We start from the raw sequence: 15,153 nt of genomic DNA, 5'->3' as shown, positions 1-15,153 counted from the left end.
ATTGCCATCATTTTGCCTGTTCATGATTAAAGAACGCCGGGCGATGGCCGATCCAACATGATCAGGAATAGATTCTCCCGAGCGCTGCTCAGGCTGCAGCCCTGAACGCTTGGGCCGACACTCGCGTCGCCATCAAAGGACGCGAGTTCCCATTCGCGATGGTTCGACGACCCAGATCGTCGATCCGACCAGTCCAGGCATACGGCGCACAATGACCTCCAAAAAAACAGCCACTGCGGTTTCCGATCTGACCCTGAGCCCAGCCGCCAACGGCCCTGAAACCTCGACACTGTCGAGCAGCTCACGATCCTTGGCCACCCAGCAATACCTGTATTTCACCGAGACCAACACCGACCGCATCCTCGACAACCTCGACGGCCTGCGCGATGCCGTGTTCCCGCGCCCGCCGCATCTGGTGGACGACGAGAGCGAACGTGGCCAGCAGGAATTCCCTTCGGTGTGCCTGATCGGCCTGGGGCGCTGCGGGTCCAATATCGCCCTGGACGTCGCGGAGCTGGTCTACAACGCCCGCAAGTTCTACCTCAACGAATTCAACGCCGAAGACAAGAACTACGGTGACAAGAGCTATCGCCCGGCCCAGTGGATGCGCAACCTGCGCCTGGGCACCGGCAAGGCCAGCAAACCGGTGTTCCTGGTGGAACCGCTGGTCATGCTCGGCGACCTGGACAAGGACATCGCCGGGCGCATCCGTTTCTCGCGCAAGGGCGAGAAAAGTGGCTTTTTGCGCGACTACAGCAAAATGAAAATCATGGACCTTTCGGAAGTCCATGCCGGCGGTGCCGGTAACGCGCCGATCCTCGGCCAGTACCTGGCCAAGATCATCCTGAACAAGGACACCCAGCGTTTTTCCAGCCCCGACTGGAAAATGATCCACTCGTACCTGATCGACAGCTGCGGCATCAAGGCCAACCAGTCGCGCCTGTATTTCTCGATCTTCAGTGCCGGCGGCGGCACCGGTTCGGGCATGGCCTCGGAGTTCGGCCTGGCCCAGCAGTACTCGTACATGAACAAGACGTTCGACACCAAGCCGATGGACGAGCATGACAGCAAGAGCGGCCATTCCTTCGTCTTCGAGCCGATCTTCACCAGCGGCATCTGCGTGCTGCCGAACATTTCCGACCATCGCAGCGAAATGTCCGAGGCCTTGCACATCAACGCCGGACGCCTGCTGTGCAAATACCTCTCGGAAGAATGGGATTTCTCGTACAACTTCGCCAACGAAGACAGCAGCGAAGCCAGCGTGATGGGGCGTATCCGTCCATGGAACGCGATGATGCTGATCTCCAACGACATCATGCGCTACGCCGAAGAAAGCGATGACGGCAACATCCAGAACATTGATGTCAATGCCATGGAGAAGCACGCCAACCAATACATCTCCCAGCAGATCTTCAACATCCTGACGGCCCAGGCCGTCACCACCGACTACGACCAGAACTACTTCCGTCGCGCCGGCATCGACATCGGCGAAACCATTCGCCTGGACGCCAACGACTTGTTCATGAGCCTGGCCGGCCCGGTGGCAATCGCCTATGCCGAGTCTGTCGTCCCGGAAACGCCGGCGCCGAGCGGTGACAAGTTCAAGGTATTCGAGAAAGAGCCGCCGCGCCTGAACATCGACGACCTGTTCTTCCGCTCCATCGACCTGCCGCACTTCAACAAAGTCACCCAGGCCATCGAGGGCATCAGCCTGTTGCCCATCGAGTCCAAGCGTTACCGCGCCTCGCTGGAGCAATACAAGAACTCCGGCTACGACGCTGCGGCCCTGCACGACCTGCACTTCTTCAAGAATTGCTCGTCGGTGGTATCGATCGTCTCGTTGCCGAAGGACTACAAACTGTCCTACATGGACCTGAACCGGCTCAAGACCCACCTCAACAGCCTGTTCCCCAACACTACCCTCAAGCGCTACGCGTTGGTGATCGGCGCCTCGGCCAACCTGTCGCTGACCACCCTGATCGCCAAGAGCCCGTGCCTGTCGGACGACTTCCTGACCCTGATCGTGGCGTTTATCAAGCGCTGCTTCGCCCGCACCCCGTACCGCTTCGACGAGACGCTGGACAATTCGATCCTGGACTTCATCATCAATGAAGACTTCGACGAAGCACGCATCGACGATCTGCTCAATGAATTCGAGAACCCGGCCAAGATCCTCGACACCAACTGGTACGCGATCAAGCCGATGTACGAGAAGAAGTACCGTGAGCTGATCAGCGACAAGGAGAAGTTCGTCTCGATCAACGACATCCGCCTGTCCCGGGATTGCGTGAAGAAATCCATCAAGTACCTGCGCGAGATCTACCGTCACCGGATCGGCAAGACCAAGGTTATTTCCCTCAATAACCATACGGGCAAGAGTTATTGAGGCAGGCCACCGTATCGCCCCGATTCGCGAGCCTGCTCGCGAAGGGGCCTTGAGCGACACCGCAGAAACAACATCCAGAAACAATTAAGCAGCCAAAAGGCTGCTCGATAAACTGTTCCCGTTACGTATACGTCACCCTGCCTTGTGGCGTTTCGCCACGGCAGGCTGACGTCTCGCTACTCACCTACACACTTTCAACCGGGCCACGGGACGATTCAATTTGGTGCATCGATCAATTCGATGCCCTTTCCTGGATCATGATCCAAGGCGAAACCACCACGGCCCAGAGTTGTGGATCACGCTCGAAAAAATCCAGCGCCCGCGTTTCAGATAGCTTGGCGACCTGCCCGGCGCCCAGCCAGGCGGCGACTTTGGTACCTTCGTCCTGGGCAACGGCTTCGGCTGCGGCGATCAGATCCAATGCCGGGTCGACCCACAATAGGGCACCCTTGGCAAAGAACGGCTCCAGCTCTTTCCAGGTGATAGATGCGGTTTCACCGAGCAATTTGGCATAGAGGGTGCTAGGTTCTTGATTCATGGGAGCTGTCCGGAAAAGAAATCGGCGCGAATGATAACGTCGGTGGTCTGGCAGCAAAACCCGGTTGCAATTGCAGCATCGATCGAAAAGCGCAGCAAAGCCAAGGATTGCCGATTTGACCGGACAAACCCCGCCGCGAATCTGTCTTTTTCTTTCAATAAAGCGACACCCTCAGGTTTTGCCCCCAAGCGCCAGCTTCCCTTGCCAACAATCGGCGCTCTACACTGTACCGGTACAGTTGCCGGGGGCATTTTCCGCGAGGATATCCAAGATATCTGACCCGGTTCTGCTGCTACGGCGCCAGGACTATAAAAACTACAACAGCATGAGTGGAGCACTATGACTAAGGCTACTAAGCAGATTTCCAAACTGTTTGCCGCTATGGTTCTGGCCGGGGTTGCCAGCCATTCGTTTGCCGCCGACACCATCAAGATCGGCATCGCCGGCCCGAAAACCGGCCCTGTAGCCCAATACGGCGACATGCAGTTCAGCGGCTCCAAGATGGCGATCGAGCAAATCAACGCCAAGGGCGGCGTCAACGGCAAGCAACTGGTCGCCGTTGAATACGACGACGCCTGTGATCCGAAACAAGCGGTCGCGGTCGCGAACAAAGTCGTCAACGACGGCGTCAAGTTCGTCATCGGCCACCTGTGCTCCAGCTCCACCCAGCCGGCTTCGGACATCTACGAAGACGAAGGCGTGATCATGATCACTCCAGCGGCCACCAGCCCGGACATCACCGCCCGTGGCTACAAGATGATCTTCCGCACCATCGGCCTGGACAGCGCCCAAGGCCCAGCGGCCGGCAACTACATCGCCGACCACGTCAAGCCGAAAGTCGTTGCGGTCCTGCACGACAAACAGCAGTACGGTGAAGGCATTGCCAGCGCGGTGAAAGCCACCCTCGAGAAGAAAGGCACCAAGGTTGCCGTATTCGAAGGCGTAAACGCCGGCGACAAAGACTTCTCCTCGATGATCGCCAAGCTCAAGCAAGCCAACGTCGACTTCGTCTACTACGGCGGCTACCACCCAGAGCTGGGCCTGATCCTGCGTCAAGCCCAGGAAAAAGGCCTGAAGGCCAAGTTCATGGGTCCGGAAGGCGTGGGTAACGACTCCATTTCGCAAATCGCCAAGGAAGCTTCCGAAGGCCTGCTGGTGACCCTGCCGAAATCCTTCGACCAGGATCCAGCCAACGTCGCCCTGGCTGACGCGTTCAAGGCCAAGAAAGAAGACCCGAGCGGTCCGTTCGTGTTCCCGTCCTACTCCGCTGTGCAAGTGATCGCCCAGGCCATCACTTCCACCAAAAGCGAAGACCCGGAAAAAGTGGCTGAAGCCATCCACGCCGGCACCTTCAAGACGCCGACCGGTGACTTGAGCTTCGACAAGAACGGCGACCTGAAGGACTTCAAGTTCGTGGTTTACGAGTGGCATTTCGGCAAACCTAAAACCGAAGCTTCGCCTCAGTAAGGCCCTGCCTGACTGACTGCCAATAAAGCCCACGGCGTGCCGTGGGCTTTGTTTTGAATGTATTGGGCCGCGCTGGCGTGATCCGCCAGTCTCCCCACCTGAAAATCTCAAAACCGTCATCAGCGGTTCGCTGGCAAAACCCGTGTTCGAAGTGGATGAAGATCCACGGGCCCCGGGCGGGAAAATGACTCCACCAGTGAAATGCGTATCAGGTTTTTAGGAGCGCTGTAATGCCTGACATCTATCACTTCTTCCAGCAGCTGGTTAACGGCCTGACCGTTGGCAGCACGTATGCCCTGATCGCCATCGGCTATACGATGGTCTACGGCATCATTGGAATGATCAACTTCGCCCACGGCGAGGTGTACATGATCGGCTCCTACGTGGCGTTCATCGCCATCGCCGGGCTGGCCATGATGGGACTCGACAGTGTCCCGCTGTTGATGACCGCGGCTTTCATCGCGAGCATCGTGGTCACCAGTTCCTATGGCTACAGCATCGAACGGATCGCCTACCGCCCCCTGCGCGGCAGCAACCGTCTGATCCCGCTGATTTCCGCCATTGGTATGTCGATTTTCCTGCAGAACACGGTACTGCTTTCGCAAGACTCCAAGGACAAATCCATTCCCAACCTGATTCCGGGCAACTTCGCCATCGGGCCAGGCGGGGCACATGAAGTGCTGATTTCCTACATGCAAATCGTGGTGTTCGTGGTGACCCTGGTCGCCATGCTCGGCCTGACGCTGTTCATCTCCCGTTCCCGCCTGGGCCGCGCCTGCCGTGCCTGCGCCGAGGACATCAAGATGGCAAACCTGCTGGGCATCAACACCAACAACATCATCGCCCTGACCTTCGTCATCGGTGCGGCCCTGGCGGCCATCGCGGCGGTGCTGTTGAGCATGCAATACGGCGTGATCAACCCCAACGCCGGCTTCCTCGTCGGCCTGAAAGCCTTCACCGCCGCGGTACTGGGCGGCATCGGCAGCATCCCCGGCGCCATGCTCGGCGGGTTGGTGCTGGGCGTGGCGGAAGCCTTTGGCGCCGACATCTTCGGCGACCAGTACAAGGACGTCGTAGCGTTCGGCTTGTTGGTTCTGGTTCTGTTATTCCGGCCGACCGGCATCCTGGGCCGCCCGGAGGTTGAAAAAGTATGACTAGGCATCTCAAATCGGCGCTTTTCAGCGCCCTGCTGGTCTGGGCCGTGGCCTACCCGGTACTCGGTCTCAAACTGACCATCGTCGGCATCAACCTGGAAGTGCACGGCACCAGCCCGGCCATCCTCGCCACCATCGCCGTGTGCTCCGTGCTGATGTTCCTGCGCGTGCTGTTCAGCACCCAGATCAGCGCCGCATGGAAGGCATCGCCCGGCGTTCCGGTAATCCCGGCCAAGGCCAGCAACTTCCTGACCCTGCCATCGACCCAGCGCTGGATCGTCCTGGGCCTGATCGTCGTGGCACTGGTGTGGCCGTTCTTCGGTTCGCGCGGCGCGGTGGACATCGCCACGCTGATCCTGATCTACGTGATGCTGGGCCTGGGCCTGAACATCGTCGTAGGCCTCGCCGGGCTGCTGGACCTGGGCTACGTCGGCTTCTATGCCGTCGGCGCCTACAGCTACGCGCTGCTGTCCCACTACTTCGGCCTGAGCTTCTGGATCTGCCTGCCGATCGCCGGGATGATGGCCGCCACCTTCGGTTTCCTGTTGGGTTTCCCGGTCCTGCGCTTGCGCGGCGACTACCTGGCGATCGTAACCCTGGGTTTTGGCGAGATCATCCGTCTGTTCCTGCGCAACCTGACCGACATTACCGGTGGCCCGAACGGCATCAGCAATATCGAGAAGCCGACTTTCTTCGGCCTGACCTTCGAGCGTAAAGCCGCCGAAGGCCTGCAGACCTTCCACGAGTACTTCGGCCTGCAATACAACTCGATCAACAAGGTGATCTTCCTCTACCTGGTTGCCCTGCTCCTGGCCCTGGCCGCGCTGTTCGTCATCAATCGCCTGCTGCGCATGCCGATCGGCCGTGCGTGGGAAGCGCTGCGTGAAGACGAAATCGCCTGCCGTGCCCTGGGTCTCAACCCGACCGTGATCAAACTGTCGGCCTTTACCCTTGGCGCAGCGTTCGCCGGTTTCGCCGGTAGTTTCTTCGCGGCTCGCCAAGGCCTGGTGACGCCCGAGTCCTTCACCTTCATCGAGTCGGCGATCATTCTCGCCATCGTGGTGCTGGGCGGGATGGGCTCGCAGTTGGGCGTGATCCTGGCGGCGATCGTGATGATCCTGCTACCCGAAATGATGCGTGAATTCAGTGAATACCGCATGTTGATGTTCGGCGCCTTGATGGTGCTGATGATGATCTGGCGTCCTCAAGGTCTGCTGCCTATGCAACGCCCCCACATGGAGCTGCGCAAATGAGCCGCGAGATCCTAAAGGTTGAAAATCTGAGCATGCGCTTCGGCGGCTTGCTGGCGGTCAACGGCGTGGCCCTGACCGTCAAAGAGAAACAAGTGGTTGCATTGATCGGGCCGAACGGCGCGGGCAAGACCACGGTGTTCAACTGCCTGACCGGCTTCTACCAGCCCACCGGCGGCACCATCCTGCTGGACGGCGAGCCGATCCAGGGCCTGCCCGGCCACCACATCGCCCGCAAGGGCGTGGTGCGGACCTTCCAGAACGTGCGGCTGTTCAAGGACATGACGGCGGTCGAGAACCTGTTGATCGCCCAGCACCGTCACTTGAACACCAACTTCTTTGCCGGCCTGTTCAAGACCCCGGCGTTCCGCAAGAGCGAACGCGAGGCCATGGAGTACGCCGGGTACTGGCTGGACAAGGTCAACCTCACCGAGTTCGCCAACCGTACCGCTGGCACCCTCGCCTACGGGCAGCAACGTCGCCTGGAAATCGCCCGCTGCATGATGACCCGCCCGCGGATCCTCATGCTCGACGAACCGGCCGCCGGCCTGAACCCGAAGGAAACCGAAGACCTGAAGGCGCTGATCAGCGTGCTGCGCGAGGAGCACAACGTCACCGTGCTGCTGATCGAACATGACATGAAGCTGGTCATGAGCATTTCCGACCACATCGTCGTGATCAACCAGGGCACCCCCCTGGCCGACGGCACGCCGGAACAGATCCGCGACAATCCTGAAGTGATCAAAGCCTACCTGGGGGAAGCGTAAATGCTGCAGTTCGAAAACGTTTCCACCTTCTACGGCAAGATCCAGGCGCTGCACAGCGTCAACGTCGAGGTCCGCCAGGGCGAAATCGTCACGCTGATCGGTGCCAACGGTGCCGGCAAGTCAACGTTGCTGATGACCCTTTGCGGTTCGCCACAGGCCCACAGCGGCAGCATCCGCTACATGGGTGAGGAACTGGTGGGCCAGGACTCGGCGAAGATCATGCGCAAGAGCATTGCCGTGGTGCCTGAGGGTCGTCGGGTATTTGCCCGGTTGACCGTGGAAGAAAACCTCGCCATGGGCGGTTTTTTTACCGACAAGGGCGACTATCAGGAGCAGATGGACAAGGTCCTGCACCTTTTCCCACGCCTGAAAGAGCGCTTTACCCAGCGCGGCGGCACCATGTCCGGTGGCGAACAGCAAATGCTCGCCATCGGTCGTGCGCTGATGAGCAAGCCCAAGCTGCTGTTGCTCGACGAGCCTTCCCTGGGCCTGGCGCCGATCATCATCCAGCAGATCTTCGACATCATCGAACAACTGCGCAAGGACGGCGTGACGGTGTTCCTGGTGGAGCAGAACGCCAACCAGGCGCTGAAAATCGCCGACCGGGCGTACGTGCTGGAGAACGGTCACGTGGTGATGCAAGGCACCGGTGAAGCGCTGCTGACCGACCCGAAAGTGCGCGAGGCGTACCTGGGCGGTTGATTCCGCCTCGATGAAAAAAACGGCCTTCGGGCCGTTTTTTTTCGCCCCGATGTTCAGCGAAAACACCTGTGGCGAGGAAGCTTGCTCCTTCGCCACAGGTATAGCGCCTTTCACTCTACAACCGATCCAACGCCTCCCCACTCCTCTTGAACCACGCCATCAAATAATCAGCCAGCACCTGCGTCCGCTTGGGCAACCCACCCTGATACGGGTGGACCAGGTACATCGGCATGCGCCGGGTCTGATAGTCGCGCAGCAGCCAGCGCAGGCGTCCATCGGCCAATTCATCGTTGAGCAGGTAAGACGGCAAACGGGCAATGCCGGCGCCCGCCAAGGCGGCTTTCTTCAAAAGGCTGTAGTGGTTGCTGGCAAACGGCCCGGACACTCGCACCCGGAGCAATTCGTGTTGCTGGTGATACAACCATTCTTCCCGGCCACTGTAGTGGCTGTTGAGCAGGCACTTGTGCTCCGCCAAGGCGTGGGGACTCTCGGGCTCGCCATAGCGTTCCAGGTAGGCCGGGCTGGCGCAGGTCATCTCATGCCAGGCCAACAATGGGCGAGCCACCAATCGCTCATCGATTGCCGCATCGGAGCGGATCGCCAGGTCGAAGCCATCGCGGGACAGGTCGCGGTAGCCGTTGTTGAGCTCCAGCTCGATCTGCACATCGGGATAGCTGTGGGCAAATTCCGTAAGCAACCCCTCAAAGAACGTTTCGCCCAACGAAACCGGAACGGTCATACGCACCGGCCCGGAAATATCGCCCTTCAGGCGCGCCAACGCCTGACGCGCCCTTTCCACCTGGACCAACAACGCCTGGGCCTGGGGCAGCAGCGCCGCCCCCGCCGCCGTCAGGCTCAAGCGTCGTGTCGTACGCTGGAGCAGCAGCACCGAAAATCGCTCTTCCAGAAGACTGATGCGCTTGGACAGTTGCCCCTTGCTGCATCCCAATTGCTGCGCCGCCAAGGTGAAACTTCCAGCCTCCACCAGCACTGCAAACGCTGCAAGGTCGTCAATTTCGCTCACTGGATTGTTTCCAATTGAAAACCAAAGGTTTCCTATTAGCACGCTTATCCCCAGGAAAATCCACTCTAGACTGCAACCTCGTTCAACCCCAATGAGGAACAGCCATGAAAATCCTGTTGATCGGCGCCAACGGCACCGTCGGTTCGGCCATCGATAACGAGTTATCGCCCCGCCACGACATCGTGCGCATCGGCCGCCACAGCGGTGACGTGCAGGTGGACATCAGCGACAGTGCCTCGATCCGCGCCATGTTCCAGAAAACCGGACGCTTCGACGCGCTGGTCTGTGCCGCAGGCAACGTCACCTTCGCGCCCCTGGGCGACATGACCGAGGAGAGCTTCGCCCTCGGCTTGAAGGACAAACTGATGGGCCAGGTCAACCTGGTGCTGATCGGTCGTGAATTCGCCAATGACGGCGCATCCTTCACCCTCACGACTGGCGTGCTCAGCCACGACCCGATCAAGAGCGGCGCCTCGGCGGCGCTGGTGAACGGCGCCCTCGACAGTTTTGTACGCGCGGCGGCAATCGAACTGCCACGTGGGCTGCGGATCAATTCGGTGAGCCCGAATGTGCTGCTGGAAGCCATGGACAAATATGCGCCGTACTTCCCTGGCTACAAGCCGGTTCCCGCAGCGGAGGTGGCATTGGCCTACGCCAAGAGTGTCGAAGGCCAGCAAACCGGACAGACCTTTCACGTGGGCTGACCCCTTGTGATGAAGGAACAGTCTGAGTAACGTGACGGCACTTGTCTGGAGACCCAATGATGCGTGCCGCTCGTTCCCTGTTGTTTGTCACCCTCCTCCCGCTGTTCGCCGGCTGCCAATTGCTCGATGCCCCGCGCCAGAGCGCATCCCATGCCGGGCAGACGCGCATGCAAGGCGAACTGACGGCGGCGGATGGCAGACTGGTGTTCCAGCCATGCCAGGAACAGCGCCGTTACATCATCAATGACACCGGCGGCACCAGCGTCCTGCAACAGGCCGCCACCCTGGCGGATGATCGCGGCAAGCTGTTTGCCGATATGCGGGGTCGCATCGTTTCCAGCGCGGCTGCCGGCACCGACAGCCAGTTGGACGTCGAGCAGTTGTATCGCCTGGAGCGCTCGGGAACGGCTTGTGAAGAGGTGGATTTCAAACGCTTGGCCCTGCGCGCCGCGGGCCACGGCCCGGAATGGGTGCTCAAGGCCAGCGGCAAGGGCTTGGTACTGGACCGCGAAGGCCAGCCAACGCTGGCGGTGCCCTACGTCGAGGAGCAACTGGGCGATGGCCGCTTCAATCTCGGCACCGAGGCCAACGGCCAGAAAGTCGAGCTCTGGGTTACCCCGGCGCGCTGCGTCGACAGCGCCAGCGGCAGCGTGCAACACATGAGCGCTGAACTGCGGGTCAACGGCCAGGTCCAGCGCGGTTGTGCCTATTTCGGTGGTGCACGGGACGACTGACTCGTTGCACGGCTGTTTTAACCTCACGGGAAACAGGGAATGCAGCTTATAATCACCGGTTTGAAGCACGCCCTGGCGCAGTTGTGTGCCCCGCGAACCGGATCCTGTCATGTTACGAATCACCGAACTCAAGCTGCCGATCGACCATCCCGAAGAAGACCTGCGTCCCGCCATCGTGCAACGCCTGGGCATCGCCAGCGAGGACCTGCTCGACTTCACCTTGTTCAAGCGCAGCTACGACGCACGCAAGAAATCCTCCGAGCTTTGCTTCATCTACACCATCGACCTGACGGTGCGCGATGAAGCCAGCGTGCTGCGCAAGTTCGCCGATGACCGTAACGTCAGCGAAGCGCCGGACATCAGCTACAAGATGGTTGGCCAGGCACCGGCAGACCTGGGCGAACGACCGATCGTCGTCGGCTTCGGCCCGTGCGGCATCTTCGCCGCCATGTTGCTCGCGCAGATGGGCTTCAAGCCGATCATCCTCGAGCGCGGCCCGCAAGTGCGCCAGCGCACCAAAGACACCTGGGGCCTGTGGCGTAAAAGTGTGCTCAACCCTGAATCCAACGTGCAATTCGGCGAGGGCGGCGCGGGGACATTCTCCGACGGCAAGCTCTACAGCCAGATCAAGGATCCGAAATTCCTCGGCCGCAAGGTGCTGCACGAGTTCGTCAAGGCCGGGGCGCCCGAAGAAATCCTCTACGTGAGCAAGCCACACATCGGCACGTTTCGCCTGACAGGCGTCGTGGAAAACATGCGTGAGCAGATTCGCGCGCTGGGCGGCGAAGTCCGCTTCGGACAGCGGGTCACCGATGTGCTGATCGAAGATGGCCAATTGGTCGGTGTCGAGCTTGCCAGCGGTGAACAGATCCATTCCAAACATGTGATCCTCGCCCTGGGCCACAGCGCCCGTGACACGTTCCGCATGCTCCATAGCCGTGGCGTGTACATGGAAGCCAAGCCGTTCTCGGTGGGTTTCCGCATCGAACACCCGCAATCGCTGATCGACAGCGCACGGCTGGGCAAATACGCCGGCCATCCGAAGCTCGGCGCCGCCGATTACAAACTGGTGCACCACGCCAAGAATGGCCGCTCCGTGTACAGCTTCTGCATGTGCCCGGGCGGCACTGTGGTGGCAGCCACTTCCGAGCCGAACCGCGTCGTGACCAACGGCATGAGCCAGTACTCACGCAACGAGCGCAACGCCAACTCCGGCATCGTTGTAGGCATCACCCCGGAAGTGGATTACCCGGGTGGTCCACTGGCTGGGATCGAGTTGCAGGAGCGCCTGGAGTCCCACGCCTTCGTACTGGGCGGCAGCAACTATGAAGCCCCCGCGCAACTGGTGGGCGACTTCATCGCCGGCAAGCCGTCCACGGCGCTGGGCAGCGTCGAACCGTCCTACAAACCAGGGGTTGCCTTGGGTGACTTGGCCCTGGCCCTGCCGGATTTCGCCATCGAAGCCATCCGTGAAGCGTTGCCGGCGTTCGAGAAACAAATCCGCGGCTATTCACTGCACGATGCCGTGCTGACCGGCATCGAGACCCGCACTTCATCGCCGCTGCGCATCACTCGCAACGAAACGCTGCAGAGCCTGAATGTGAAGGGCCTGTTCCCGGCTGGCGAAGGCGCCGGTTACGCGGGCGGGATCCTGTCGGCGGGCGTGGATGGAATCCGCATTGCCGAAGCGGTGGCACGGGATATCCTCGGTCTCGAGGCGTGACCCCGGACCTGTGGGAGCGGGCTTGCTCGCCCCCACAGGCGATCGCAGTGATTCAAATGTTGGCCCGCAACACATTCTCCGGCAGCGCTTCTCCGCGCTCCGCACACGCAGCCACGGCGCTGATCAATACGTCCAATTCGTACCCCTGCTCCTTGAGCCACGCCGGATCGTAATAAGTCGTGGCGTAACGCTCGCCGCCGTCACACAAAATCGCCACGATCGACCCCGACTCTCCGGCGTCCACCATTCCCTTCGCGGCGATCAATGCGCCGATCAGGTTGGTGCCGCTGGACCCGCCGACCCGGCGCCCCAGCCGCTGGGCCAGGTAATGCATGGCCGCGAGGGACAGGGCGTCGGGGACCTTGACCATCGCATCGATGACCTTGGGCAGGAACGACGCTTCGACCCGTGGCCGACCGATGCCTTCGATCCGCGAGCCGCAATCCAGGCGCAGGTTGGCGTCGCCACTGCGGTAGTAATCGAAAAATACCGAGCGTTCGGCGTCGGCACACAGCACACGGGTACAGTGTTGGCGATAACGTACGTAGCGTCCCAGGGTAGCAGTCGTGCCACCGGTTCCGGGGCTGGAAATCAGCCAGGCCGGTTCCGGGTGCTGCTCGAAACGCATCTGCTGGAAGATCGACTCGGCGATGTTGTTGTTGGCGCGCCAATCCGTGGCGCGCTCGGCATAGGTGAATTGATCGATGAAATGACCGTCATGCTCACGCGCCAGGCGTTCGGATTCGGCATAAATCTGCGTAGGATCGTCCACCAAGTGGCTTTGGCCGCCATAGAAGGCGATCTGTGCGATTTTTTCCCGGGAGGTGCTCGCGGGCATTACCGCAATGAAGGGCAGGCCCAGCAATCGGGCAAAGTAAGCTTCGGAAATCGCCGTCGATCCGCTGGAGGCTTCGATCACCGGCGCACCGGGCTTGAGCCAGCCGTTGCACAGCGCATAGAGAAACAACGAGCGAGCCAATCGATGCTTGAGGCTCCCGGTGGGATGGCTGGATTCGTCCTTGAAATACAGCTCTATGCCCGGCAGTCCCGGCAAGGGTAGCGGGATCAGGTGCGTATCGGCGCTGCGCTGGAAATCCGCTTCGATGATACGGATGGCTTCACGCGCCCACTGACGGTGGTCATTCATGGTGTTTTCTCGCTGGATCGGTACGACGCAGGCAGACCGATAGCCGCGGGGCACGATCTGGTTCGCAAATACGAGACGCCAGCTTAGGAAAAAACCGACATCCCGCACAGGTACAGCTAAGGTCCAATATGCCCGGCAACTGCCCGATTGCCCGGCGCAAGCGTTGTAACAGCATATAACAAAAAAGAATATAACTTTTGTTTTAACAACTAACAGTACGGGTTAGGGTAGCCCATCTTTTGATTCGATGAATGGAGAGCAGTCTTGGCTCTACGTAGCTCTATGACACGTTTTTTCCAACTGGAAGCGGCGAGCGGCCTTCTCTTGATCGCTGCCGCCGTCCTGGCCCTGGTCATCAACAATTCGCCGCTGGACTGGCTTTACAACGGCTTGCTGGACACACCGGTGGTGGCCCAGGCCGGCGCCTTGAAGATCGCCAAGCCCCTGTTGCTGTGGATCAACGATGGCCTGATGGCGCTGTTCTTCCTGCTGATCGGTCTTGAAGTCAAGCGCGAGGTCCTCGACGGACAACTGTCGAAGCCGTCGCAGATCGTCTTGCCGGGCGCAGCGGCGATCGGCGGCATGTTGGTTCCGGCGCTCATCTATTGGTTCCTCAACCGCGAGAACCCTGCCGCGCTGGCCGGCTGGGCGATCCCGACAGCCACCGATATTGCCTTTGCCCTCGGCGTGTTGGCCTTGCTGGGCAAGCGAGTACCGGTGTCGCTCAAGCTGTTCCTGATGACCCTGGCAATCATCGATGACCTGGGCGCCATCGTCATCATTGCAATGTTCTACTCAGGCGACCTGTCGACGCTGTCGTTGGGCCTGGCTGCGGCTTGCATCGCGGCGCTGGTGGCCATGAACCGCATGGGCGTGGTCAAGCTCGGACCCTACATGGTGGTCGGGCTGATCCTCTGGGTTTGCGTGCTCAAGAGCGGCGTCCACGCCACCCTGGCGGGTGTGACGCTGGCCTTCTGCATTCCACTGCGCACGAAAAACGCCGAAACGTCGCCGCTGCTGGCACTCGAACATGCCCTTCATCCCTGGGTGGCCTACGGCATCCTGCCGCTGTTCGCCTTTGCCAACGCGGGCCTGTCCCTGAGCGGCGTGACCGCCGAGAGTTTCACCCATCATGTACCGATGGGCATTGCGATCGGCCTGTTGCTGGGCAAGACCGTCGGTGTGTTCGGCTTGACTTGGCTGGCAGTGAAGATCGGCATCGCCAGCCTGCCCGCCGGGGCTAATTGGGGGCAGATCCTGGGGGTGGCAATCCTGTGTGGGATCGGGTTCACCATGAGTCTGTTTGTTGGCTCCCTCGCGTTTGAGCCGGGTGTCAGCGACTATGCGGGCATGGACCGGATGGGGATTCTCACCGGGTCGATTCTGGCGGCGTTGTTGGGTTATGCGGTGACGGCGGCGGCCAGTCGTAAGCAGGCTGCATTGCCTGGTTGATTCCTGGCTGTCGGGTGGATAGCTATGCCGCCGGGGTGTGGCGATCCTTTAAGCAATTCCCGGTCGGTGTGTATATCCATTGCTGCGGTAATGGCCACTTTAAGC

At 60.4% G+C, this 15,153-nt stretch carries 14 protein-coding genes; 11 read left to right on the top strand and 3 right to left on the bottom strand.

Translation table 11 applies throughout. The features are described from left to right. The first annotated feature begins 211 nt into the window (after nucleotides 1-211). Nucleotides 212-2,386: a hypothetical protein gene (locus tag JZ00_RS23960; RefSeq protein WP_039593758.1), complete on the top strand. Its 2,175-nt coding sequence runs from the start codon at nucleotides 212-214 to the stop codon at nucleotides 2,384-2,386. A 232-nt stretch (nucleotides 2,387-2,618) separates the two neighbouring features. On the opposite strand, the gene JZ00_RS23955 is transcribed toward JZ00_RS23960, so the two are convergent. Beyond that, nucleotides 2,619-2,924: a DUF2288 domain-containing protein gene (locus tag JZ00_RS23955; protein WP_039593757.1), complete on the bottom strand. Its 306-nt coding sequence runs from the start codon at nucleotides 2,922-2,924 to the stop codon at nucleotides 2,619-2,621. A gap of 30 nt (nucleotides 2,925-2,954) precedes the next feature. Between JZ00_RS23955 and JZ00_RS31095 the strand changes: the two genes are divergently transcribed. The 6 genes from JZ00_RS31095 (at nucleotide 2,955) to JZ00_RS23930 (ending at nucleotide 8,264) form a co-directional block, all read left to right on the top strand. Continuing rightward, entirely contained in the window at nucleotides 2,955-3,203 is a 249-nt protein-coding gene (locus tag JZ00_RS31095) for a hypothetical protein (RefSeq protein ID WP_160300879.1), read from the top strand. Nucleotides 3,204-3,263: 60 nt separating this feature from the next. Further along, nucleotides 3,264-4,391: a branched-chain amino acid ABC transporter substrate-binding protein gene (locus JZ00_RS23950; protein ID WP_039593756.1), complete on the top strand. Its 1,128-nt coding sequence runs from the start codon at nucleotides 3,264-3,266 to the stop codon at nucleotides 4,389-4,391. Nucleotides 4,392-4,621: 230 nt separating this feature from the next. Further along, nucleotides 4,622-5,545, top strand: coding sequence for a high-affinity branched-chain amino acid ABC transporter permease LivH (livH, locus tag JZ00_RS23945; protein ID WP_014336891.1), 924 nt, complete (start codon nucleotides 4,622-4,624; stop codon nucleotides 5,543-5,545). After that, the gene (locus tag JZ00_RS23940; RefSeq protein ID WP_039593755.1) at nucleotides 5,542-6,798 is read left to right on the top strand and encodes a high-affinity branched-chain amino acid ABC transporter permease LivM; all 1,257 of its coding nucleotides are present in this window, start codon (nucleotides 5,542-5,544) and stop codon (nucleotides 6,796-6,798) included. Before livH ends, JZ00_RS23940 begins: the two co-directional genes overlap by 4 nt. After that, entirely contained in the window at nucleotides 6,795-7,562 is a 768-nt protein-coding gene (gene livG / locus JZ00_RS23935) for a high-affinity branched-chain amino acid ABC transporter ATP-binding protein LivG (protein WP_039593754.1), read from the top strand. Before JZ00_RS23940 ends, livG begins: the two co-directional genes overlap by 4 nt. Then, complete coding sequence (locus JZ00_RS23930; protein ID WP_039593753.1) at nucleotides 7,563-8,264, top strand: ABC transporter ATP-binding protein; 702 nt, start codon at nucleotides 7,563-7,565, stop codon at nucleotides 8,262-8,264. Nucleotides 8,265-8,379: 115 nt separating this feature from the next. Here the strand turns inward: JZ00_RS23930 and JZ00_RS23925 are convergent, their stop codons facing one another. Beyond that, entirely contained in the window at nucleotides 8,380-9,288 is a 909-nt protein-coding gene (locus JZ00_RS23925) for a LysR family transcriptional regulator (protein ID WP_039593752.1), read from the bottom strand. Nucleotides 9,289-9,392: 104 nt separating this feature from the next. Here JZ00_RS23925 and JZ00_RS23920 point away from each other — a divergent pair, with 104 nt between their 5' ends. The 3 genes from JZ00_RS23920 to JZ00_RS23910 all read left to right on the top strand — a co-directional run bounded on the left by JZ00_RS23920 (nucleotide 9,393) and on the right by JZ00_RS23910 (nucleotide 12,449). Next, complete coding sequence (locus JZ00_RS23920) at nucleotides 9,393-9,992, top strand: short chain dehydrogenase (protein ID WP_039593751.1); 600 nt, start codon at nucleotides 9,393-9,395, stop codon at nucleotides 9,990-9,992. Between the two features lie 59 nt (nucleotides 9,993-10,051). Next, entirely contained in the window at nucleotides 10,052-10,726 is a 675-nt protein-coding gene (locus tag JZ00_RS23915; RefSeq protein ID WP_039593833.1) for a COG3650 family protein, read from the top strand. A gap of 109 nt (nucleotides 10,727-10,835) precedes the next feature. Continuing rightward, nucleotides 10,836-12,449, top strand: coding sequence for an NAD(P)/FAD-dependent oxidoreductase (locus JZ00_RS23910; RefSeq protein WP_039593750.1), 1,614 nt, complete (start codon nucleotides 10,836-10,838; stop codon nucleotides 12,447-12,449). 52 nt (nucleotides 12,450-12,501) lie between these two features. On the opposite strand, the gene JZ00_RS23905 is transcribed toward JZ00_RS23910, so the two are convergent. Further along, a complete protein-coding gene (locus JZ00_RS23905; protein ID WP_039593749.1) occupies nucleotides 12,502-13,596 on the bottom strand; it encodes a PLP-dependent cysteine synthase family protein in 1,095 nt (364 codons plus the stop codon). 264 nt (nucleotides 13,597-13,860) lie between these two features. On the opposite strand from JZ00_RS23905, the gene nhaA reads away from it, so the two are divergent. After that, entirely contained in the window at nucleotides 13,861-15,048 is a 1,188-nt protein-coding gene (gene nhaA / locus JZ00_RS23900) for a Na+/H+ antiporter NhaA (RefSeq protein ID WP_039593748.1), read from the top strand. Nucleotides 15,049-15,153: the final 105 nt, after the last annotated feature.

Origin of the sequence: Pseudomonas frederiksbergensis (assembly GCF_000802155.2) — a bacterium.
GTDB classification, from domain to species: Bacteria; Pseudomonadota; Gammaproteobacteria; order Pseudomonadales; family Pseudomonadaceae; genus Aquipseudomonas; species Aquipseudomonas frederiksbergensis_A.
The sequence above is the reverse complement of the archived record's forward strand: the minus strand, read 5'-3'. Positions and strand labels throughout refer to the sequence as shown.